Below are 22,358 nucleotides of genomic sequence, written 5' to 3'. Positions count from 1 at the left end.
TGAAGGGTTAGGAGGTTAAGGAATGAGAAAATATATGGTTAACGCCATTCTTGTAGTGTTCGCGGTTATTACAATCGGGACGTATTATGTACAGGCTTCACAAGAGACACGACCTAATTATAAGCTGACGATGGTTCAAGGGGATGCTTCTCTCGTTGAAGGTATAGCTTTATACGGAAATTACATGAGTAAGGACAGTGTTTTTGGCATCGAATCAGCTTATATCACGACAAATGGTACAGATTATACAGATAAAAAGTTAACGATAAGCCAAAGGTTCAACCGAAGACCAGTCAAAACGCAATTGGATAAATGGGTGGATCAGCATCGTCAGTTCATGCGTGGGAAGAACAACTTAGCTGGGTTCTATGAAAATCAGAATATACTTGCTTATGTGAATTGTACCGTAGATAAGCAGCAATCCAATGATCCATCAGCGAAGAAAAATGCTAAGCTCAGTATTTCTGTGCTTAACAAGAAGAAGGACAATACGCAGGAAATCAGATCCGATATCAATGTAGATCATGATGTTTCAGATATCTTTGTAGAAAATGTACAGCTTGTTGATCAACAGCTTGTTGCAATGGTGTCTTTGAATCACAGTGCCAAAGGTTATGTATCTGAACCGCAGATTATCCGTGTTAATCTAGCAACAAAGGAGATTACGAATGAGCCGCTCGCGTTACCAGGAGCTAAATCTGTAGCAGCAAATGGGGATGATCAATTCGTAAGGTTAGCCAATCAAGATCTGGATCACACGGATCAATGGATTTTAAGTGTTAGTAAAGATAATCATAAAAAGGCATATCAAGTGGATGTTAAAACAGGGCAAATCTCGCCGCTCGCGTTCCAAGGGCATGAAATGTTATTGAATAATATTATGAATGCCTATGGACAGAAAATTTATTTCCTGCAAAAAGCTGTATCGAGTAAGGAAAATATAGGATTTAATGTTGTTTCTTATGATCTCGTGAGTAAAGAATATAAGACTACTCTGAAGAATACAAATATAGATTTAAGTAGAAACATTACCTATGCTTTTAAACAAGACTATCTCTATATTGTGGGTCATAAGAATTTCAAAGGTAATCGTCTATATGTATTCAATTTGACAAGCGGTAACCTTGAATACGAAGGAAAAGTAGTATCAACAGAGGCTGCAAATCAGGCTGAAGATGAAGCTAACATGGATTTGAATAATATCGATCTTGGTCAGCTTTAGAGATATAAAAAGGTGACAAAGGCCGAGCTAATGACTTCTAATAGTCAATTAGCTCGGCCTTTTAGTTGAAAATTAGAATACAAAAATGATGTGGAAACTTAAGAATTATCGGGTACGGACGGTTACCTATCAGACATAGAAAAAGGAGTACCTCCCCAAATCTCGAATAGGTTATTCGTATATATGTTTTTTCAGCCATTGTCTGAAAACCTGCAACTGTTCCTCAGTATGGAAATAGTGTTCTCCATTCTCCATTACTTGCAAATTACAGTTAAAACGTTTATTAAATTCAGATACAACGTCAAACTCACATACGTTATCTTCTGAACCATAGAGAATGGAAGTTGGAATATTCCAAGCAACAATAGGATGTTCTTTCACATAACAGTAGTAATCCCAATAGAGAGTTTGTCCAATAGGTGTAGAAATTTCTTTCTCTATTTTTAATCTACTCTCACTTACGTTAAACCATGTCATCATATTATTTATGATACGTTCCATATTTACCACAGGAGAGAGAAACAAGCACTGCTTCAACGGCTCATGGCTATATGCTAATAGGCTAAAATATGCTCCCATGCTACAAGCAAAAAGGCTTATATGATTTGATAACGATTTTGCAGAGGTCATTATTGTATTGAGGTCTTGAACACAGTTCTGAACGTTGCAAAGATAAGTATCATCCTTACGATCACCATGTTGAGGTAAATCAAAACTAAGTACTTGATAACCTAATGCTGTTGCTTCTTCTGCAAATACAATAATCGAGTCATCTGCCTTGTTTGACATGTTACCATGAACCACCACAAATAACTTATCTGATTTGTCACCCCACAAAATCGCTGGAATATTTTCTATTTTCAAATTATTTTTTATCATTATAATTTATCCTCCATTTTCTAATTCTTGGTGTGTCATTCTACCTCTACATAGTAACTCCCTAATTAGTTGTGAATGAAGTCAAAGAAACGGATTTTCCATATAATACCTCCAAACCTGTATATATGGCTTAATTATACTATGTGTTTTCTATTAATATATTAATTTTCAACATCTATTTAAACGTAGCCTTTTTTGCAGCAAAGGTCAAAATTTTACCCGTGGAAGGTCATAATCCGTCCTTGGGTCTCTCTTTCTCACTGAGTATGATGGTATCAACAATCAGTTATGTGGAAGGAGCATGTTTCAAATGGGCGAGCAGAACCAGAACAAGCAAGGCAGAGGGCGCCTCACCATTCCTACCGACCTTGATGTCGTAGGAGAAACGCTGAAAACGATGGAGCTGTGGGGAGCTGATGCTGTGCGCGATGCAGACGGCACAACTTTCCCGCAAGAGCTAGCTGAATGTGGAGCGAAAGTATACGCTACTTACTATACAACCCGCAAAGACAACAATTGGGCGAAAGCAAACCCTGACGAAGTACAGCAATGTTATATTTCAACGAGATTTGTTGCAGCTACCGATGCTGAACTGTCCATTCGTCTATTGGAGGGGATTAGCGAAGACTTATTGCAAGTTAACAACCGCGATGATATTTACCGTTGGTGGGAAGTAATCGATCGTACCACTGGCGAGGTCGTACCTACGAATCTCTGGAGCTATGATGAAGCTAGCGGCTGTGTAATGATTACGAATACAACACCTTATCATGAGTATAGCGTGAGCTTCTTAACCTATCTGATTTGGGATCCCGTTCATATGTACAATGCTGTCGTTAATGATTGGAAGGATTTCGAACGACAAATTACGTTTGACGTACGTCAACCTAAGACACGTGAATATTCCAAAGGCAGACTGCGTGAATTTTTGCGGGACAAGCCTTATGTAAATGTAGTACGGTTCACAACGTTCTTCCATCAGTTCACGCTTATATTCGATGAACTGCGTCGGGAGAAATATGTGGATTGGTATGGTTATTCCGCGAGCGTCAGCCCATATATTCTCGAACAGTTCGAGCGTGAAGTTGGCTATAAGTTCCGTCCGGAATATATTATTGACGAAGGGTACTACAACAACCAGTATCGGATTCCGTCAAAGCAATACTTGGACTTTATGGCCTTCCAACGGCGCGAAGTGGCGGTGCTCGCTAAGGAGCTCGTTGATATTACCCATGAAGAAGGTCGCGAAGCGATGATGTTCTTAGGGGATCATTTTATTGGCACTGAGCCTTATATGGATGAGTTTAAAACCATCGGGCTGGATGCAGTCGTGGGCAGCGTCGGCAATGGTTCGACACTTCGTTTAATTAGCGACATTCCTGGGGTGAAATATACAGAAGGGCGCTTCCTGCCATACTTCTTCCCGGATACGTTCCATCCTGGCGGGAATCCAACGGCAGAAGCTCAAGAGAACTGGTTAACGGCAAGACGAGCTATTTTGCGTAAGCCTGTAGATCGCATTGGCTATGGCGGTTACTTGAAGCTGGCGCTGGACTTCCCAGACTTTGTGGATTATGTAACGCAAGTTGCCGATGAATTCCGCGATTTATATGAGAAGGCACGCACGAAGCCAATGTGCTTAGCTAAAGTTGCTGTACTGAACTGCTGGGGGAAAATGCGCTCTTGGGGCTGTCATATGGTGCATCATGCGCTGTACCAGAAACAAAACTACAGCTATGCGGGCATTATTGAGATTTTGAGCGGAGCTCCTTTTGATGTATCGTTCATTAGCTTTGACGATATTCGTGAGCAGCCGCAGCTGCTAAAAGATATCGATGTCATTATTAATGTCGGTGACGCTGACACCGCACATACCGGCGGCGACAACTGGAAAGACCCGTATATTGTTGAGCAAATCCGTGCATTTATTGCTGGCGGAGGCGGCTTTATCGGGGTAGGTGAACCTTCTGCGGTTCAACATCAAGGTCGTTTCTTCCAGCTGGGCGATGCTCTTGGCGTTGAGCTGGAGCGCGGCTTTACCCTCGGCTACGATAAATATAATTGGGACGAAAAGCCGTCTCACTTTATTACCGCCGATATGAATGGTGACATTAACTTCGGTGAAGGCAAGAAAAATGTATACGCAACGAGCGCTGATATTTTAGCTTGCAAGGATAAAGAAGTGCAGTTTGCAGTTAATAATTACTTCGGCGGCCGATCTGTCTATATCGGTGGACTGCCGTATAGTGCGGAGAACGCCCGCTTGCTGCATCGTGCAATATTATGGTCATGCAGCAAGGATCACGAATTGCACAATTGGTTTAGTTCGGATGCCCATACGGAAATCCATGTCTATCCAGAAACAGGTACGTATTGCGTTGTCAATAACACGGCAGAGCCGCGCAACACGACTGTGTACGCGAATGGAAAGAGCTTCGAATTGGAGCTCAAGGGCGGCGAATTGCGTTGGTTTGATATGTAAGGTTACGTCGTATTACAATTGAATAACAATTAGATTAGGCTGGGCAATTAGTGAGATAATTGTTCCAGCCTAATCCTGTTTTTGGCTGACATCATCATCACCTATTGCTACATTCATTACAGGCACTCCATTAATAATCAGATCGTTTGATTCTGTAATATTTTTATGAAGTCTATAATTTTGAAAATGCGAATTCATCGAAAGAAGGGGATGGACATGATGGAAGGTAGGAGTGAAGAGCGCGATAGATATATGGAAGCCTATCATGTATGCGACAATGTAAAGTTATATAGTAAATATTTGCGAAACAGCACGCCGAGCGTCATTTTTATCGCCGGATTAGGTGATAGCTGTGAGACATGGGAGGTGGTACAGAACAGAATATCAGAGGTAGCGTCAACGTTTTCTTATGACAGGGCAGGTATTGGCATGAGCCAATCCGTATCAGGAACACGAACATGTCGTTGTTTAGTCGAAGAACTTTCCGAATTGCTGCAAGTGCTTAACGTAGAACCTCCTTATGTATTGGTGGGGCATTCCTTCGGCGGCTTAGTCGCTAGATTATATGCAGGCCTTTATCCGCAAGACATATGTGGAATCGTGCTGGTAGATGCGGCGCCTGAATACAAAGAGTTGGCATACGAAAAGGTGCTTCCGAAAGAACGGATTGCGGAAAATAGGGAATATCTGATGAACCCCATGGAGAATAGTGAGCGAATCGACAAAATGCGAAGCTATGAGCAAATTGCCGAACATGCGAAGCTGCATGACATTCCTCTCTCTATTATCATAAGAGGGTTGCCCGATGAGTACCATGAAGGATGGCCTCACATGGAAATATTAGAAGTAGAACAAAAGCTACAATCCGAGTTTCAGCGATTGTCGACGTCAAGCAAGATTCGAATAGCCAATCAGAGCGGACATTACATTCATCATGATGAACCTGAGATCGTAGTAGAGGAGATCATGAATATGCTAGAGGAGAGTAAAAGTTGAGCAATTCTCTCAAATCCCCGTAGAATGGGTATGAACGAGCCACTCTACGGGGATTTTATACATAAATTATAAAAATGGCACAGAATGCGACTCCTATATCACAACTCTATGCAATATCGAATTTCTTCTGCTTTCTGCTCAAATCCGAGCGACTCATACAATTGCAATGCTGTTCGATTATCGGTTAATACCTCAAGGCTCGCACGTGGTATGTCATGAGACTTCGCATATTGGAGTGCTTGAGCAAGCAGGAACTTCGCAAGGCCCTGTCCACGCCATTGCTCGCGAACGAATACATTTTCGATTTGGGCATAATCATCTTCTTTCCACGTCAATAGACCGGCGACGACGGTATCCCCTTGGCGGACAACCATTGAATTCCAGAGCGGATACTGCCTGTATTCATTCAGTCTTTCCAATCCAAGCGGATTATCTGGCCAAATTTCTGTGTCGATATCCAGATAGGCATGAGCTTCTTCATCCGTATCCAAATTCCAATGAGAAAATTGATAACCTTCAGGCAATTGCAATTCTGGGATAGGTGCTTCTATCATTCTTTTCATACGATATAGACTAATCAGATGACGGAAACCACGCTGCAGGAAGAATTGACTGTTCACCTCTTCAGTTGAATCATTACCAACACAGAGTCTCGTTCCGTATTCGGCAGGAAGTGTTGCCTTCAATTCAACGGCTCTTGCGTACAGCAGCTCATAAATGCGGGCAAGTAATACATAGTCATGCTCACGTTCTGGGATCGCTTTGATATTAACGTAAATGGCATGCTTGTTCTCTTGAGCGCGACCGGGCGGTACAATATTAATGATGCTGACTTGCCCCTTGGCAACCATCTTGCCATGCTCAAAGGCACAATACACGTTGCTCCAATTCGCTTCTTCACCAACCCACCAAAATATCGCGTTCGGACGCGACGTAACGGATTGATATAACTCCCCTAATAATGGCATGTCCTCTTGTTGAAAATGACGAATCTGCAATTCAGTCGTAGTATGCTCCATTCGTTACCTCTCTCTGTAAGTAGTAATTTCGTGCTGGCAGATCATTCTGCTCCTTTTCCACTATAGTATACAAAAATTGGGTTGACAATATATTCCTCGATTGTGTATTATCTATTTTAACATCCATCTAATTTAATGATCATCTAATTTGATGGATGTTTAATTCGTGCATGTTCTGCGATTACCGCATCATTACTTAAATAAGCTGAGGAGGAGTGAATACCTGTATGCAGTTAGACAAGGTGGTTGCCTATCATAAGGCGTTGGCAGAGCCAACACGTGTCAAGATGCTCATCTTGCTTGCGGAAGGTGAGCGGAATGGTCAGGTGTTAGCGGAGAAGCTATCGGTTACTCCTGCCACGATTACTCATCATGCGGCCAAGCTTCGCGAAGCGAGCCTTATCAACGAACGAAGAGAGAAGAACACGATTTATTTTTCATTAAATGATTATTTTCTAAAAAATAATGCTGCTGCGGCTATCAATCTCATTTACCGCGGAGCTGATGGAGGTATAGGGATGTTGAATGAGGAACAGCAGCGTTTGAGGGATTCTGTGATTCGCAATTTCTTCTCGAAAGAGGGCAAGCTCAAAAATATTCCGTCACAGTTGAAGAAGAAGCTTATCATCCTGGAGCATATGGTGACTAATCTGGAGGCCGGACGCAGGTATAGCGAGAAGGAAATTAACGAATTCATTAAGGCCTACCATGAGGATTTCGCAACGATTCGCCGGGAGTTCATTATGCATCAATTTTTATTCCGAGAAAAGGAGATCTACGAGCTGAACCCGCAGGAATTGTGGGTAAAGTGGGTGAATCTGGCTTGAGTATGAGAAACGACCGAACTGCTGGATACCGGGGAAAATCCGCGTGTATCCAGCAATTTTTCAATCAAATCGAGCAATGTGAACTACCGGTTCATAGTTTAATCGTGTGTCACCATGGGTCTACGGTTGCAGAGTTTTGGCGCGAGCCGTATCGCAGGGATTGCCCGCAACTGTTGTATTCCTTAAGCAAGAGTGTGACCTCCATTGCGGTTGGCATTGCATGGGACATGGGGCTTATCCGTCTGGATGAATCGGTCATTTCATTCTTTCCCGAACGGCTTCCAGAACGAGTGTCCGACAAACTATCCGCGATGACGATCCACCATCTGCTATCTATGACAGCAGGTCATAAGGGTGATATTTACCCTGTTGTCGCTAAGGAACAGGACTGGGTCAAGGCATTTCTAGCGCAAGAGGTGGATGATGAGCCGGGTACCCAATTTCAATATAGTACACACTCGACCTATATGCTGTCTGCCATATTGGAGCGAGTAACGGGACAGAATCTTGTCGACTTTCTCATGCCTCGATTATTCGAGCCGTTAGGCATCGATAGACCTGTATGGGAAACCTGTCCGATGGGAGTTACTGCTGGAGGGATGGGGCTAAGTCTAACGACGAGTGACGTAGCGGCATTCGGTCAGATGCTGCTGAACAAGGGCATGTCCAAGGGAAAGCGCATCGTGTCAGAACAATATATCCAGTTGGCGACAAGTGAGCAAAGTGATAATCGCAAAGGAACCAATCGAATCGATTGGGCTCAGGGCTATGGCTATCAGTTCCATCGCTGTCGAGACGGCTGCTTCCGAGCAGACGGGGCATTCGGTCAGTTATGCTTCGTCTCTCCGAAGGATGGGATTGTCATTGCTGCGACGGCTAGCTATCCGACCATGGATATGCTGCAAACACTTCTGAATCTCATTTATGATCTCCTTGACGAAGTTGACAGCAGTGGTGATTCTCGGGAGCATCCGCATGAAGGCGTGGAGCAAGAGGGTCATCCATTAAGTATTGAATATTCCAGTCAGTGGCCTTCCGTTGAGTCTTGGTCTTGGACGGTTCCGTTGCACAGAGAAGCGCGGCATACAGTAGGGGGAAAGCATGCCCAACAAGTACTGGAACTGCCGGAACTGCATCAGCATGTGTACGTCATGCAACCGAATGATAGTGGATTGAAGCAAATCCGCCTCGATGCTCAGGATGAGACGGTGCAGCTTCATTTGCTATATGGAGATGAGCGGGATATTGCTTTGCCTATAAACGCAGCGCAGCCGATGCGTACGAAGGCTGTACTTTACAAAGATCTATCCATGTCCCTGCAGGAAGTCGTTGTGTATGCATCCTGGGTGAACGAATGTACCCTGCAAGCGAAGCTATTTTATATCGAAACGCCTTACGTGGTGACCTATATCATGAAGTTCTATCCGCAGTCGATCGACTTGGAGTTTGCTATCAATGTGTCTTTTCATTTGTCCAACTTCATAGCCATTGGTTACAAGGAAAGCTTGTAGCTTGTAGTATGCGTAGTGTGTGGCTTGAGATACGGATGGCATAACGTTTGCATCATGGATGTGATTGCGTATAATTATGGACAGCATGATAAGGGAAGGAAATGACACGATATGAACCAGAACTCCAAGAAGAGCATCATTGATAAATTGAATTTGAACAAATATCCGATGAAATTAATCTTGAGCAAACCTGACGATATTACGGAATTCGATGGGTTGGATTATGACACTGCGATCAAGCGGGACAGCTATGATCTTATTTTTGCCTTTATCTACTCCTTAGAACAATTTACAGAGCTGGTACAAATGGTTATCGATAAGCAGTTGCTGAACAGCAAGGGATATCTATTTACCGCTTATCCGAAGAAAAATAATCCTAAATACGAGCAATATATTGAACGTGACAGCTTCTTCAGCATCGGATTCGTTAATGAGGACGGCTATGTAGGAAGCAGCGAACTTAAATTCGCACGGATGGTCAGCTTGGATGACGTCTTTACCGTAATCGGCTTGAAGTCCGAAGCCAAAAAAGCAGCCAAATCAGCATCTCCTAAAAAGAGCCAATGCGTTGATGATTATGTTGAGCATGTTGCAGATATTCAGGCATATTTAGCAGGCAGTGCGGAACTGGAGTTTTACAACAGCCTGACACCGGGATATCAAAAGGACTGGGCGCGTTACGTGTACAGTGCTAAGCGGAAGGAAACACAGGACAAAAGGCTTGAAGAAATGAAGGCGATCTTGGCCGAAGGATATAAATCTTTTGATTTGTATCGCAGACGGGATAAGTAGTGCATCATGTGTTTGTGGGGGAGAGACAATGAGTCACGCTTTTGCAAAAGAGATTCACAACTGGGATTCATGGGGAGCGGTGTATCAATCGATTGAGGATTTTCGTCAGCTCATCGAAGTCATTTACCGAAAAGAAAACCTGAGCGGGGCAGAGCACATATTCCAGTTGACGCCAGGTACAAATGCGGTATTTCGTGCCGGCAGCTATGTGATTAAAATATTTGCACCCAAGGAATCCGGAGCGAATACAGATGTGGATTATCAAGCAGAAATAACTGCTATGGAACGTGCTATCCAGCAAGGCATCCACGCACCGAATGTGATCGCAGCGTCCTATATTCAAGATAAGTATTTGTTCCGATACATCATTATGGACTTTATTCAAGGTCAGGAAGCGGGGAAGGTGCTCTCAGGCTGGACATTAAACCAGAAGGAAGCGTTCGTGAAGCAGCTGTTTGCTAATTTGGACAAGCTGAATACGTTGCCTTCGGAGCATGTTGATGCAAGTGCAATACAGCAGAGGGTTGTACGCAATACGAGATGGAACTTCTTTTCAGAGTCCATCCGGGCGCAGATTGCTGAAATCGTGACTCAGAGCTCGATATCCCAGCCTGTACACGTACATGGAGATATTACAGCAGAAAATGTGATGGTGGATGATGGAGGGCAATTATTCATTATCGACTTTGCAGACAGTACGATCGCTCCTGCCGAGTACGAGTACCCGCCAATCCTGTTCTCCTTGTTTGATTTTGATGCAGAACTGATTCAATTGTTCATGAGAGAGATAGGATGCGGCCGCGAGGCGTTCATCGATAAGGTGTTTCTGGCCATATTGCTGCATGAATTCGGGTTTGTATTTGTAAAAATGATTTGTGAGAAATATTCGGATCAGGAATCGCAAGCCTTAACGGATATTTACGAAGTGAAGAGAATGCTGCAGGCGCATTTGCCAGGTTGATGGGATGGCTACTCTGTAAACAAATTTATAGAACAATGCTAAGCTTTTAAACAAATAGAACATACAAAAATTAATAATGGCGATTCATTAAAAAAGTCCATCACGTGAAAGAGAGCACACCGAACCCGTAGGGGAGCCGGATGTGCTCTCTTCTTCGTATATTTAGAAATAGTCAGAGAAGTAAGGGATCTGCCGAATAATGAGCTTCTCCAGCAGGTCGATGGTGGCCTCGTTGGCTTGGAATCGACCGATTTTCGCCAAGTAGGATGGGCGCTTGTATCCCATAAGCATCGTGGTCAAGGTTTGAATATCGAATTCAGCATCCCGCTGATTCCCGCCTTTGGTAAGATGCCCGTTGCCCTGCTCATCTACCGTTAATGTAAATACGCCCTGATTCCATTCCAGCATCGGGTCGTGGAGTACGAAGGTGAAGCTGCATGGAGATTCTTGCGGCTGGAACGGATATTGCTCCAGGAACAATCCAATATCCACGATTCGTGCCATATAGTATGGCGCAATAATTTCTTTAATATCGCTGTCCTCGAGCAGGAATGCAAGCGGCTCATCCGTGTAAATATGTCCCTTCACACGGGTCACCATGGAGAAATGTGCGCTAATAAAGTTCCATAACCCGTTGCGTGCCTCTTGATTGACATACACCATTTCTTTCATATAGAACACTTCCTCAGCGATCCAATAGAGCAAGTATCCTGTCGGTTCATGGTTGCTGTCATAATAGACTGCGACCGTCATGTCATCGAGATCCCATCGCAGGTATTCTTCCCACGCCAGATCGTTGCGCAGCATAGCGCCATGTGTCAGCAGGGCGAAGCGATGATAGACTTGCCGTACATCCGGATGCTCAATGGTGACGCGTTCGACATTGCCAGGAACCGTCTTGAGCTTCGGCAGCTGTGTATCCTTCACATCGAATGAGATTTTATCAGAGATGATTTCCCAGCCTTTGCGACGGTAATACGGGATGGAGTAGGGATATAAGTAGGACACGGATTGCTTGCGCTTGCGCATGTTCGTCAGAGCTTGACGCATTAGTTTATTCATTAAGCCAAGATTGGCGTATTCTGGGTAGGTTCCGACGCCTGTTAGTCCACCCATTTCGTAGATTTGACCGAATATATTCACTTGGAATGGATACACGGCGAGTTGGGATATCAGCTTGTCGCCATCGAACCATCCTAGTACATCGGCCTGCTTCAGTATGGGCAGCTTCGCTTGCGCGATTTCGCGATTCTCCCATCCAAGCGCCTGCAGATCATGATTGGTCACTTGGAATACATAGCGCAGCAGAGCGTTGAATTGCTCGCCGTGGCGGATTTCAACGTCCCTCATTTTCAGTCTTTCTTGCAGCTCTTGGCGGCTCATGAATGAGAACCTCCCTTTCATGGATGAATCACCTTATATTATCTTACACTAATTTCCCATGGTTCAATCATGCAATGGTGTGCTATCTAGAATGCTGCCGTACAAGCAAAAACGCCAGCACAAGATGTGATGGCGCTGTATTCTGCGACATATCGCTTACTTTCGTTCCATAACGGCAAAGTAGTTATTCTCATCGTCAGCAAAGTTGAATACCCTGGCACCAGGCATTGTCACTACATCACCAACTGTAATGCCTTTGTTCTTGAAATCTTCATACAGTGCATCGAGATTGTCGGAGAATAGCATGATCGAAGGTGTCCCTAGGTTGAGTTCTGGCTGCATTTCGGCAATAAGCTGCTTATTGTGGAGCACGAAGGATGTCTGTGCGCCTTGTGCAGGAGCAATTTCAATCCACTTCATTCCCTGTCCGTTGTTATCTTCCGACACGACAATGAATCCGGCTTTTTCTGTCCAAAATTGAACCGCTTGGTCTTGATCATTGACATACAGCATAACTTGTCCGATTTGATTGATCATGGATCATTCTCCAATTCTAACGTTTTGTGATTGAATTCTTATCGATCGTACAATTTTTAGCCATTGATTGCAAGCGGATGTGTGAGTAGGAAAAGGCCTTTATCGTAGGCCGGTATATTTGGCTATTACTGAATGTGATTGGAATCACAAAGTATGTAAACAAGTTCAATATAATAGAAGTACTTGGGGATGAAGTCTAAAAGTCAAAAGGGAAGCTATGAGATAAACGTATACTTTCGTGATAGTTGAAGGATTGGCTTTGCGTGGAATGGGGTAATGAAGGAACTACAACTAAAATCCAGGAGAGTGAGAGCTCATGCAGAAAAATCACGTGACCGAGTATCAAGAATATGTAGAGAACAAATTTACGAAACGAATTATTCATAAGGATGAGGACAATGTGATATTCGTATTGAACTTCAGTCCGGGAGCCGAATTGCCGACACATCGTCATCCGGGAGCAACCGTCAATATTCTAGTTCTGGATGGAAGCGGGATCGTGAATAATGATGGGGTGGAGACAAGAGTTGCCGAAGGTGACATCCTTCATATTACTGGTGACGAGAGCTTCTCTTACCGCAGCGGAACAGATGCCGTTTCCTGTCTATATGTCGTGTTGACGAAAATGCCAAGTGAGCGATACGCCCAAAATATTTGATCAAAGCGTTGAATGAAGCTATTAATGGATTCGTGCCCCGTGAAAGATGCTAGAGATTGTTTGGATGGTATTCCATGTCTTATCTATGGGGCACGATTGATATCGCAATAGTTAGATCATGATGATTGAACTTATCGTTCTCTAGCCTTCGAATGGAACTGGGAGTTCCGGCGTAAAGCCGAAGCGATGTGCGATGATGTCTACGATACGTTTGGAAGCTTGTCCATCGCCAAACGGGTTGCTTGACTTGGTCATGTCTTGGTACGCCTGCTCATCCGCAAGCAGCCGATTGGCAATGTTGAAAATCGAGTCTTCTTCAGTCCCGGCTAGCGCGACCATATTGGCGGCCACGGCTTCAGGTCGTTCTGTTGTATCCCGCATCAGCACGAGCGGCTTGTTGAATACCGTTGTCTCCTCTTGCAGACCACCGGAATCACTCATAATCAGATAAGAGCGGGCGAGCAGGTTGATCATATCTGGATACTCCAATGTGTCCAGCAAGTGAATCCGTTCATGACCAGACAGCAGGGTATTCGCTGCATCCCGTACGACTGGGCTCATATGGATAGGATAAATGACGGCCGTATCAGGATGTTCGTCTACAATACGGCGAATCGCTTGGAACATGTTCTGCATCGGTACCCCATAGTTCTCGCGGCGATGAGCAGTGACCGTAATCAGTCTTCCGCGGTGGTGAATCAGTTCATTTAATGAAGCTTCATGGAAGGTATAATCCTCTTGGTAGGTCTGCATCGCAGCATCTACAGCCGTTTGCCCCGTTATATAAATAGGCCCAGCATTGTACCCTTCACGAAGTAAATTGTCCTTCCCAACTGAGGTGGGCGCGAACAGTAGATCGGTTACGACATCTACAATTCTGCGATTGACCTCTTCTGGCCACGGGGAGTATTTGTTGTGGGAACGCAAGCCTGCTTCTACATGCCCGACAGGGATTTTGTGAAAGAAGGCTGCTAGTCCGCCGCACATCGCCGTCTGCGTGTCGCCATGAACAAGAATCATATCCGGTCTATCTTCTGAAATGATATTATCCAGCCCTGCGATCGCAGCAGAGGTGAAGTAGGCAAGTGATTGATTTTCCTTCATTAAGCTTAAGTCAACATCCGGTGTCAATGAGAAATGAGAGAGTGCCTGATAGAGCTGCTCTCGATGCTGTCCCGTGACGACAACCTTGGTATCGAACCAATCGGAATGCTGCTTCAACTGTTGAACGACTGGGCACATCTTCGTCGCTTCCGGTCTCGTTCCGAAGATGACCATGACTTTTTTCTTTGTCTCCAATGGAAAGTCCCCCTCTTAAGCAATTCTAATTATCATTCCTCATATTACCATGGGTCGAAATGGAAGTCATATGTATGAAGTATGCTTCCCTATATAGGAATGAAACGGACATTGGAAATCCTGTACCTGTGGAGAAAAGGTGCGTGCAAGTGATATGTTGGGCAAGAACCTTTTTAAGTTAAAAGCATTAAGAAATCTATGTAGTGGCTCAAAACTAGGTGATGAAACAATATGTTTGATTGCTGGATACAATAAAAAAAGAGACTACGATCCTGCAAGATCCTAGCTCCTTTACAAAAGAGCCAGTGGGCAACCACGCGAGCATATTCTACTTTTCAGCGAAAAGCCACCGATTAAGGGACCAAACTAGTCTCGTTGTTTTCTCGCTTGTTGTACGCCTCTTGAAACGCTTGGTAAAGCACGTGGAGTCAAAAATACGTTACTTATATTCACGTCAGCTTTACGATTTTTTTCTAAAAAACAGAAGAGAAATCAGGATAATTACTAGAATTGCAAAAATATTAAAGATCACTTGGAATGTTCCAACTTGTGTCCGAGAAATAATAAAACCCATAATAGCAATAACTAGAACCACTAACCCAAAAAAGATATTTTTTTTATTCAAATTAACCCCTCCTCCCGGCGAAAAAAACCTATACCTAATTGAAGCTATACCTGATGAAGTAATTGAACAAGGATCCAAACAACTGCCGAATGGCTGAGTGCTTACACAGGTGGCATGTATATTACAGATGGAGATAAATTCTATAATACTTCAAAAGTAGAGACTTTAGGGGTAATTGGGTGTATTTCTGCAGTAGGACTGGCTATTGCCGAAAACCTGTTCTCATTTGGGTCAATTTTTAATTTTAATAATACCCAAGGGTGGGAGAACGCATCGCTGGCAAGCGATGAGTTCAAGTATTCAAAACGTTGATGTGAAAGTGATGTAAAACATCAACAGAAACGTACGGAATTCAGCCTTCCAGAACGGAAGTCCATTGGCAAAAAGCCCGTCAAATCATGGGTTCCGCGGACTGCTACAGATTGCATCCCAATAGAGCATGTTCCCGCAAGAACTCAACTTCTCTTTGACGCGGGAGAGAGAAATAGATACACTCTTTACAAGGCAAAATATGGTTTTTAGGCGAGGTTAGATGATGAACCAAGTTAATCATGCTCAAGAAATCGACTATCTCATTCGAATATATGTCATGTTTCAACGCTTGCTAGCAGGTGATCTCGACTTCGAACGGGTACAGGACTGTGTGTTTCTCTTTATGGAGAACTTCCTTTATCTAGGCAAGGTGCATGTCAATGTAGAGCAACAAGGCGAAGACCGGCCACTCTCTAATCATCTTGTACAAGGATATGAATTTGTTCGTATTCGAAATCAATTGATTCTTGTTCGTTACCACCTTTGGAAGGAACCTGATACACACCTCCTTTTGTGCGGATAGAAACGCTCAATGTAAGGAGGAGTACGAGAATGACAAGTAAATGGTTTGAGAAATGGAGCGAGAACCATCGCAATCGAAAGTTGATGCTTTACTTGGAGCAAGTGAGAGAAATGAGGAAGCTTCATGCACATGCATGGAGTGATTCAGAAATCAAACAGCGTGCGAAAATGATGGAAATAAGGATTCAAGAGGGCGCAGCGTCGGATCGTGATGTCATGGAGGCGGCTGCACTAGTTGATGAAGCCGTGTGGAGAGTAAAGGGAATCCGATTATTTGACGTGCAATGGCTCGCAGGCATGGCTTTACATGAAGGCTGGATCATTGAAATGCAGACTGGTGAGGGAAAAACGTTAGCCGCCGTTCTCCCTGCCTTTTTGCAAGCTTTGTCAGGACGCGGGGTACATGTTCTTACATTCAATGATTATTTGGCCAACAGAGATGCAGAATGGACGAGACCTATTTATGAATATTTAGGCGTATCAGTTGGTTGTATTACAGAGGGCTGCAGTACTGAGGATAGAAAGCGGGCCTACGCTGCTGACATTACGTATTTGACAGCGAAGCAGGCAGGTTATGATTACTTGAAGGATTCGCTGGCTCGGGAGACAGAGCAACTCGTCCAGCGTCCATTTCATGCTGCACTAGTTGATGAAGCTGACTCGATTCTGCTTGATGAGGCGAGAGTTCCATTAGTCATTGCGGGTGAGAGGGGAGTTTCGAAGCAGGAGGCGTTGGCTTATGCAGGCATTGTTAAACAGCTCGTTTCTGGAGTGGATTATGAGACAGACAAGGAGTTGCGCAATGTATACGCTACAGACTCTGGCATCGATAAAGTCGAAGCCACACTTGGTTGTGGCAATTTATACGAGGATCACAATATTAACGTACTGACTATGCTGCAATGCGCGCTGCATGCTGAGGCGCTTTTGAAGAGAAATGTACATTATATAGTGAGGAATGGGCGAGTCCAGCTCATTGATGAATGTACGGGTCGAATCGCACAGCACAGGCATTGGCCGGATGGGCTGCAGGCAGCGGTAGTGGCGAAGGAAGGATTGGACATACGCACGAATGGCCAGATGCTAGGAACCATTACGCTACAGCATCTGCTTCATTTGTATCCAAAGAAATGCGGTATGACAACTACAGCACAGTTGGCAGCTCAGGAGTTCATGGACATGTACGGGTTTCAAGTGATCTCCATTCCGCCCAACAAGGCCAGTCGAAGAGTAGATGAGCCGCATATGGTATTTACGCATCGAGCTGCGAAGCAGCAAGCCATTGTGGATCAAGTTAGGGCTGTCCATCGAACAGGGAGACCCATCCTGATCGGAACGTCCAGCGTTGAGGAATCGAATCAATATGCAGAAGCACTGCAGAAGGACGGAGTAGCCTGTCAGGTTCTCAATGCATACAACGATTGGGAAGAAGCTGCGCTTATCTCCAAGACAGGAATGCTAGGGGCTGTTACGGTGTCTACGAATATGGCAGGCAGGGGAGTAGATATTGTCCTTGGTAGCGGAAGCTCAGAAGACTATAAGAAGATAGCAAGTCTGGGCGGCCTTTATGTAATCGGAACGAATGTACATGAGAATGCGAGAATTGATAATCAACTAAGAGGGAGAGCGGGACGTCAAGGAGACCCAGGAACTTCACGTTACATGATTAGCTTGGAGGATGATCTATTCATTCGCTATGGTCTTGCTGAGGTACTGCCAAATGATCTCCTTGCTCGTAAGCAGGACGAGCCCTTGAATGATAGCCGAATCTTGCAGTTGATTGAGCATGTACAGCGAGTTGTGGATGGACAGCATCTGAATATGAAGAAGACGTTGAACAAATACGCAGATTTATTGGAGCAGCAGCGAATGATCTTTCTCAATCGACGCAATGAAATCCTGCATGGGAGACAAATACCTAACATTATTGCTAATTATGCACCAGAGCGATATGAGCTGTTATGTGAAAAGTTCGGTGTGCCAACTGTTCATTCGGCTGAGAGACAAGTGCTTCTGGCAATCATGGATCAATGCTGGGCTGACCATTTAGCGTATGTCGCCTATGTGAAGGAAGGCATCCATTTGGAGAGCCTCGGGAACAACAATCCGTTGGATGAGTACAACCGACTCGTGATTGCGGCATTTGGGCAGATTGATGGGGTCATAGTGCAGAGAGTGCTCGATCATTTTTCCAACATCGATTCGGGATGCATCGAGCTTCATTTCAATGATGAGCAATTGAAGATTCCCTCTGCAACGTGGACATATACCATAACGGATCAATTTTTCCCGAATCGAGTTCAACTACTATAATATAGCGGCACATTTTCCGGCGAAAGCATATCCCATCGAGGATATTTGTTTTCGCCGGAATTGATCGTAAATGACAGTAAGAGTCAAAAGGGAACACCGCGAAATAGATATCGGATGAGGCACACAGGTGTACAATTTCAATCTGTTCTAGTGGAGGATATTACATGACGAGAAGGCGAGCAATAAAATTTCTAGTTTTATTTATTGTCATTAGTTTGCCTCTATTGAAATGGCTCTATCAAGATTACGCAGCAAGTAAAATGATTGAAAAGGCATTGCATCAACTATTCATTGATTATTGCGGTGGGGATGTCGATAACATCAAAGTTGAAACAAAATTGATTCAAGAATTCGGGTTCTGGAAGACTGGACATAATTGGAATGCAGTGACGTCTTCTGTGAAAATCCCGGAATTGACAGGGCATCACGGAAATGAAGCAATCAGTATCAGCGATTTTCCATGTTCGAGTAAACACTTTGTGCTTGATAGAGAAAAAGAAAGATTTATTCCAGTAGATCTATTATTTTTGGATTCAAATGATAAAGCAGGGATTAGTTTTGAGGTAATGTTTTTATATTTCATTGTTTATCTTTTTTACTTCACCGTATTAACGGTGTATATCCTACATTCGTATATTCGAAGGAAGCGTATAGGTAAAAAAGAAGCTTAAGCTTGAGTTTTACGTTTTTCTGTCTGAACTACAATAGCAGGACACTTTTGTTTCTTACGGAGGGGGAAATTTCTTGAACAGGTGGATTCGAAACAAAGTAGTTATCGCGTACATCGTTATTTTTGTCCTTCTTACTCTTCCTCTTTTCGTGAAAGTCCTACAGCACTATGACACGTTGGGTAAAATAGAAACTGCACTTCATAAATTGTATAGAGACACTTGCCATGAGAATGTGGAAGAGATCGTAGTAAGAGCAGACATTTTGCAGCCTTTCTCGATTATGCCAGGTGGTGCGGTGAATGAATGGAGGGCGACGACTTCTTCGAAGGTAGCACCGTCAGTAACAGGCCATTACGGAAAAGAAGTGATAAGCATAAGGGAAATTCCCTGCTCAAACAATGAATTCATTTTAGATAAAGGGAAAAAGGAATTTGTACCAATTGAATATCTTACTCTTAGTACAGATGATAACGAAGGCATACCTTTATTAGGTTACTATTTTCTAATACTCGCGTATTTTGTATACTTTTCTAGCATTCTAATCATTCTTCTTGTATACGTGATAAAAAAACTGATTGGCATGCTGCGCAATTCACGGTAATCGAAGTAATGCAAACAACTAGAGTACAGCAGATTAGGAGGTACATATTATGAAAGTCACAAGAGCTGCACATGAAGACCTTGAACAGTGGCTGAAATTGGCTGCAGAGGTGGAATATTTATTCGGCCCAATGGTGGACGATCCTCATTTTGTGGAAGCTGTTGAGAAGAGCATCGAGATGGGAAGGGCGTTTTGCATAAGAGAGAATGACGGAGGCCCTGGTGCACCGCTGCTAGGCGGGGTACTCTTCTCCTCATCGAATGCCTCGATCTATAAAATTCATTGGCTATCGGTGTCATCCCATGCCAGACAACAAGGAGTGGGTTCGGCAATACTTGAACATATTTTAAGCTTGGTAAATCCTCCTGCGGAAGTTTTCGTTATTACGTTCGGTGAAGATATTCCAGATGGACAACCTGCAAGAAGACTGTATCAGAAATTTGGATTTGTGCCTCTAGATGAGATGGTTCCGAATGGCCCAGAAGGGGGCTCACGTCAAAAGTTCAAACTATCCATCGGTAGTTAGAGAAGTATCTTACATAAATAAGATTAAACCTCGTACTTGCTGCTGCATGAAATCACGTATTGAAGATATGTATCTGAATTTGTGCAGCAGCAAGCAGAAGGAGAGCTTGAACATAAGAATTAATGAGATGCATCACTTGTAATAGGGGTGTCTGATGGGGAGACGATGGACTCGAAATAAGCTCGATTGTGCAGCGCTCGTTCGTCTGGGCGATATTGAGCGGCTAATTCGTTATGCGCTGAGGCCAATTGATGTTCTCCGATGCGATCATAGCACACACATAATTGCAAGTGGGGGAGCCATGTAGAGCATGCTGTATTCGATAAACCAAGAACATCGTCAGATGGATTAAGGGTAGTGGCTGTTTTGTACCAAAAGATGGAGCTCTGCCATTCACTCTTTTGCAAAAAGTAAAATCCGAGGGGACAGCAAATTTCTGACGTGGAGCGGCATATTGAAGGGAACGAATCGCACTCTCTAACTCGAGCTGCTCGTTTCCAAGTGCATGATGGCAGTCAGCCATCTTTCCGCAAGCAGATAAATTGTCCTCGATCCACCCTTGGCCAGTTTCAAGAAAGCGCTCGTAATATTGAATGGCTTCTTCATAACGTGCATGATCTTGCAGTTCATTTGCGTAATAATACAAGTCCCTCGGTGAAAAAGTTTCACCTCGCTGCAGCGCATTTTCATAAATGGCGATATTCCGATTCCTGTCATGATGCATGCTGGCATGGGATACGGCAACATCGCTGTTGATAATATGTCCCCACACCTCTAGATACTCGTGAACCCTGCCGATCCAGCGAAATGAGTTGCTTCGCTTGACGAGCCGATTACGTCGGTTCTTCACTGTAACATTGCCGTATTCATCGTGATCAAGATGGTATTCCCTGGTGACGGAATCCACGCTAGGATCGAGAGTGCCTTTCAACTCAGCAAATTTGCTTCTGTCTCTTTTACGTAAAAAATCGTCAGCGTCGAGCCAGAGGATATACTCCATTGTAGCTTGGCTGAATGCATAATTGCGTGCCGCTGCAAAATCATCTATCCATACGAAATCATAAATATCGCTTGTGAATGGACGAGCGATTTCTTTGGTTTGATCGGTGGAGCCTGTATCTACGATGATTATTTCATCTACAAAATCAGCGACTGAAGACAGACAACGTGCCAACGTATCTTCCTCGTTTTTGACAATCATGCACAGGCTTATGCTTGGCAAGTTGATCCCTCCATTCGAACAAGGTTGTAGGTGCTTGCTAGTAGATATATATTTCCGTTGTGCTGAAATTGACCTTACAAATGAAAACGATAGCCGTGCGAATAGAAGCTATTCACACGGCTATCAAGGAGGATTATAAATATATGCATTTAGCTGAGTCGGATGATTGTTACCGCTGCACCGGCACCATTATTGATTAATGTAGCTGTCCCAAGGAGTCCAAACAATTGAAGGGAAATCGTTGAATTTGCAGCCAAAGTTACGATGACATCACTATTAAAGCTGGATAGCGTAAGCACTGGCGTTATGGTGGATGCGACATTCGCAGCGCCGTTAATAATTAGACGCGACCCGAGAAGTAGACCGGCAGTTAAATTGACTTGGTAGGTTATATAATATCTACCGGCAGTGGAGACAGTGAATGTGTCATTTGCTGCGTTGATAGTGATACCTGGGCCAATATTTTGAGCACTTGGAAGTGGTACGAGGGTTCCTCCAACAATAACGGAGATCGCTGCACCAGTTGTATTTGCAGCGAATGCAGAAGTTGCAGTTGTACTTGTTCCTGTAGCCCCCGTAGCACCAGTCGCTCCAGTGTCACCTGTAGCGCCAGTAGCACCGGTAGTGCCAGTAACGCCGGTAGCGCCAGTAACGCCGGTCACACCAGTAGGGCCGGTGGCACCAGTGGCACCGGTAGACCCGGTAGCGCCGGTAACGCCGGTAGCGCCAGTCGTCCCAGTAGCACCAGTCGCCCCAGTAACGCCAGTGGCACCGGTAGCGCCCGTAGCTCCAGTAACGCCGGTAGCGCCAGTAATACCAGTCACGCCAGTCGAGCCAGTAACGCCGGTAGCACCAGTAAAGCCAGTAGCGCCAGTAACGCCAGTCGCGCCAGTAACACCAGTAACGCCAGTAGCCCCAGTAGCACCAGTAGCACCAGTAGCACCAGTAGCACCAGTAGCACCAGTAGCACCAGTAGCCCCAGTAGCACCAGTAGCACCAG

The 22,358-nt window shown here is 44.3% G+C and carries 19 protein-coding genes and 1 pseudogene; 13 read left to right on the top strand and 7 right to left on the bottom strand.

Annotated elements, in window-relative coordinates; translation table 11 throughout:
- Window positions 1-22: 22 nt before the first annotated feature.
- Window positions 23-1,222, top strand: a complete 1,200-nt coding sequence (locus PBN151_RS15110) for a hypothetical protein (protein WP_072729665.1) — start codon at window positions 23-25, stop codon at window positions 1,220-1,222.
- A gap of 171 nt (window positions 1,223-1,393) precedes the next feature.
- Here the strand turns inward: PBN151_RS15110 and PBN151_RS15105 are convergent, their stop codons facing one another.
- The gene (locus PBN151_RS15105) at window positions 1,394-2,101 is read right to left on the bottom strand and encodes an alpha/beta hydrolase (RefSeq protein ID WP_072729664.1); all 708 of its coding nucleotides are present in this window, start codon (window positions 2,099-2,101) and stop codon (window positions 1,394-1,396) included.
- A gap of 310 nt (window positions 2,102-2,411) precedes the next feature.
- Between PBN151_RS15105 and gnpA the strand changes: the two genes are divergently transcribed.
- On the top strand, window positions 2,412-4,583 hold the full coding sequence (gnpA, locus tag PBN151_RS15100) for a 1,3-beta-galactosyl-N-acetylhexosamine phosphorylase (RefSeq protein WP_072729663.1): 2,172 nt from the start codon (window positions 2,412-2,414) through the stop codon (window positions 4,581-4,583).
- Window positions 4,584-4,799: 216 nt separating this feature from the next.
- The gene (locus PBN151_RS15095; protein WP_072729662.1) at window positions 4,800-5,579 is read left to right on the top strand and encodes an alpha/beta fold hydrolase; all 780 of its coding nucleotides are present in this window, start codon (window positions 4,800-4,802) and stop codon (window positions 5,577-5,579) included.
- Window positions 5,580-5,677: 98 nt separating this feature from the next.
- Here PBN151_RS15095 and PBN151_RS15090 read toward each other — a convergent pair whose 3' ends face one another.
- Window positions 5,678-6,598, bottom strand: coding sequence for a GNAT family N-acetyltransferase (locus PBN151_RS15090; RefSeq protein ID WP_072729661.1), 921 nt, complete (start codon window positions 6,596-6,598; stop codon window positions 5,678-5,680).
- A 227-nt stretch (window positions 6,599-6,825) separates the two neighbouring features.
- Here PBN151_RS15090 and PBN151_RS15085 point away from each other — a divergent pair, with 227 nt between their 5' ends.
- From PBN151_RS15085 to PBN151_RS15070, 4 genes are all read left to right on the top strand, one after another.
- Window positions 6,826-7,425, top strand: a complete 600-nt coding sequence (locus PBN151_RS15085; protein WP_072729660.1) for a DUF2087 domain-containing protein — start codon at window positions 6,826-6,828, stop codon at window positions 7,423-7,425.
- Between the two features lie 2 nt (window positions 7,426-7,427).
- Entirely contained in the window at window positions 7,428-8,936 is a 1,509-nt protein-coding gene (locus PBN151_RS15080) for a serine hydrolase domain-containing protein (RefSeq protein WP_072729817.1), read from the top strand.
- 111 nt (window positions 8,937-9,047) lie between these two features.
- A complete protein-coding gene (locus PBN151_RS15075; protein ID WP_072729659.1) occupies window positions 9,048-9,728 on the top strand; it encodes a YdeI/OmpD-associated family protein in 681 nt (226 codons plus the stop codon).
- A 28-nt stretch (window positions 9,729-9,756) separates the two neighbouring features.
- The gene (locus tag PBN151_RS15070; RefSeq protein ID WP_072729658.1) at window positions 9,757-10,689 is read left to right on the top strand and encodes an aminoglycoside phosphotransferase family protein; all 933 of its coding nucleotides are present in this window, start codon (window positions 9,757-9,759) and stop codon (window positions 10,687-10,689) included.
- Between the two features lie 162 nt (window positions 10,690-10,851).
- Here the strand turns inward: PBN151_RS15070 and PBN151_RS15065 are convergent, their stop codons facing one another.
- Window positions 10,852-12,072, bottom strand: a complete 1,221-nt coding sequence (locus PBN151_RS15065) for a GNAT family N-acetyltransferase (RefSeq protein ID WP_072729657.1) — start codon at window positions 12,070-12,072, stop codon at window positions 10,852-10,854.
- Window positions 12,073-12,228: 156 nt separating this feature from the next.
- Window positions 12,229-12,609: a VOC family protein gene (locus PBN151_RS15060; protein WP_072729656.1), complete on the bottom strand. Its 381-nt coding sequence runs from the start codon at window positions 12,607-12,609 to the stop codon at window positions 12,229-12,231.
- A 316-nt stretch (window positions 12,610-12,925) separates the two neighbouring features.
- On the opposite strand from PBN151_RS15060, the gene PBN151_RS15055 reads away from it, so the two are divergent.
- Window positions 12,926-13,267 carry a cupin domain-containing protein gene (locus PBN151_RS15055; RefSeq protein WP_072729655.1) on the top strand — a complete coding sequence of 114 codons (342 nt, stop codon included), beginning with the start codon at window positions 12,926-12,928 and terminating at the stop codon, window positions 13,265-13,267.
- 141 nt (window positions 13,268-13,408) lie between these two features.
- Here PBN151_RS15055 and wecB read toward each other — a convergent pair whose 3' ends face one another.
- Window positions 13,409-14,566: a non-hydrolyzing UDP-N-acetylglucosamine 2-epimerase gene (wecB, locus tag PBN151_RS15050; RefSeq protein WP_275936813.1), complete on the bottom strand. Its 1,158-nt coding sequence runs from the start codon at window positions 14,564-14,566 to the stop codon at window positions 13,409-13,411.
- Window positions 14,567-15,723: 1,157 nt separating this feature from the next.
- Between wecB and PBN151_RS15040 the strand changes: the two genes are divergently transcribed.
- The 5 genes from PBN151_RS15040 to PBN151_RS15020 all read left to right on the top strand — a co-directional run bounded on the left by PBN151_RS15040 (window position 15,724) and on the right by PBN151_RS15020 (window position 20,136).
- On the top strand, window positions 15,724-16,026 hold the full coding sequence (locus tag PBN151_RS15040) for a hypothetical protein (protein WP_139295353.1): 303 nt from the start codon (window positions 15,724-15,726) through the stop codon (window positions 16,024-16,026).
- A gap of 29 nt (window positions 16,027-16,055) precedes the next feature.
- The gene (gene secA2 / locus PBN151_RS15035) at window positions 16,056-18,338 is read left to right on the top strand and encodes an accessory Sec system translocase SecA2 (protein ID WP_072729652.1); all 2,283 of its coding nucleotides are present in this window, start codon (window positions 16,056-16,058) and stop codon (window positions 18,336-18,338) included.
- 164 nt (window positions 18,339-18,502) lie between these two features.
- Complete coding sequence (locus tag PBN151_RS15030) at window positions 18,503-19,009, top strand: hypothetical protein (RefSeq protein ID WP_072729651.1); 507 nt, start codon at window positions 18,503-18,505, stop codon at window positions 19,007-19,009.
- A gap of 73 nt (window positions 19,010-19,082) precedes the next feature.
- Window positions 19,083-19,610, top strand: coding sequence for a hypothetical protein (locus PBN151_RS15025; RefSeq protein ID WP_072729650.1), 528 nt, complete (start codon window positions 19,083-19,085; stop codon window positions 19,608-19,610).
- Window positions 19,611-19,659: 49 nt separating this feature from the next.
- Window positions 19,660-20,136, top strand: coding sequence for a GNAT family N-acetyltransferase (locus tag PBN151_RS15020; RefSeq protein WP_072729649.1), 477 nt, complete (start codon window positions 19,660-19,662; stop codon window positions 20,134-20,136).
- Window positions 20,137-20,255: 119 nt separating this feature from the next.
- Here the strand turns inward: PBN151_RS15020 and PBN151_RS15015 are convergent.
- Window positions 20,256-21,358, bottom strand: a pseudogene (locus PBN151_RS15015) (tetratricopeptide repeat-containing glycosyltransferase family 2 protein).
- Window positions 21,359-21,507: 149 nt separating this feature from the next.
- Window positions 21,508-22,358, bottom strand: an 851-nt coding sequence (locus PBN151_RS15010) for a BclA C-terminal domain-containing protein (RefSeq protein WP_072729648.1), incomplete at its 5' end; no start/stop codon positions are given.

The organism is Paenibacillus sp. NAIST15-1 (genome assembly GCF_001894745.1).
Classification (GTDB): Bacteria; Bacillota; Bacilli; order Paenibacillales; family Paenibacillaceae; genus Paenibacillus_B; species Paenibacillus_B suaedae.
Note: the sequence above shows the minus strand (reverse complement) of the source record. Positions and strands in the feature narration are given on the sequence as shown.

Bases quoted from the DNA above. Each gene is read 5' to 3' on its own strand.
- PBN151_RS15110 (WP_072729665.1), top strand. From the start codon at position 23: ATGAGAAAATATATGGTTAACGCCATTCTTGTAGTGTTCGCGGTTATT.
- PBN151_RS15105 (WP_072729664.1), bottom strand. From the start codon at position 2,101: ATGATAAAAAATAATTTGAAAATAGAAAATATTCCAGCGATTTTGTGG.
- gnpA (WP_072729663.1), top strand. From the start codon at position 2,412: ATGGGCGAGCAGAACCAGAACAAGCAAGGCAGAGGGCGCCTCACCATT.
- PBN151_RS15095 (WP_072729662.1), top strand. From the start codon at position 4,800: ATGATGGAAGGTAGGAGTGAAGAGCGCGATAGATATATGGAAGCCTAT.
- PBN151_RS15090 (WP_072729661.1), bottom strand. From the start codon at position 6,598: ATGGAGCATACTACGACTGAATTGCAGATTCGTCATTTTCAACAAGAG.
- PBN151_RS15085 (WP_072729660.1), top strand. From the start codon at position 6,826: ATGCAGTTAGACAAGGTGGTTGCCTATCATAAGGCGTTGGCAGAGCCA.
- PBN151_RS15080 (WP_072729817.1), top strand. From the start codon at position 7,428: ATGAGAAACGACCGAACTGCTGGATACCGGGGAAAATCCGCGTGTATC.
- PBN151_RS15075 (WP_072729659.1), top strand. From the start codon at position 9,048: ATGAACCAGAACTCCAAGAAGAGCATCATTGATAAATTGAATTTGAAC.
- PBN151_RS15070 (WP_072729658.1), top strand. From the start codon at position 9,757: ATGAGTCACGCTTTTGCAAAAGAGATTCACAACTGGGATTCATGGGGA.
- PBN151_RS15065 (WP_072729657.1), bottom strand. From the start codon at position 12,072: ATGAGCCGCCAAGAGCTGCAAGAAAGACTGAAAATGAGGGACGTTGAA.
- PBN151_RS15060 (WP_072729656.1), bottom strand. From the start codon at position 12,609: ATGATCAATCAAATCGGACAAGTTATGCTGTATGTCAATGATCAAGAC.
- PBN151_RS15055 (WP_072729655.1), top strand. From the start codon at position 12,926: ATGCAGAAAAATCACGTGACCGAGTATCAAGAATATGTAGAGAACAAA.
- PBN151_RS15040 (WP_139295353.1), top strand. From the start codon at position 15,724: ATGATGAACCAAGTTAATCATGCTCAAGAAATCGACTATCTCATTCGA.
- secA2 (WP_072729652.1), top strand. From the start codon at position 16,056: ATGACAAGTAAATGGTTTGAGAAATGGAGCGAGAACCATCGCAATCGA.
- PBN151_RS15030 (WP_072729651.1), top strand. From the start codon at position 18,503: ATGACGAGAAGGCGAGCAATAAAATTTCTAGTTTTATTTATTGTCATT.
- PBN151_RS15020 (WP_072729649.1), top strand. From the start codon at position 19,660: ATGAAAGTCACAAGAGCTGCACATGAAGACCTTGAACAGTGGCTGAAA.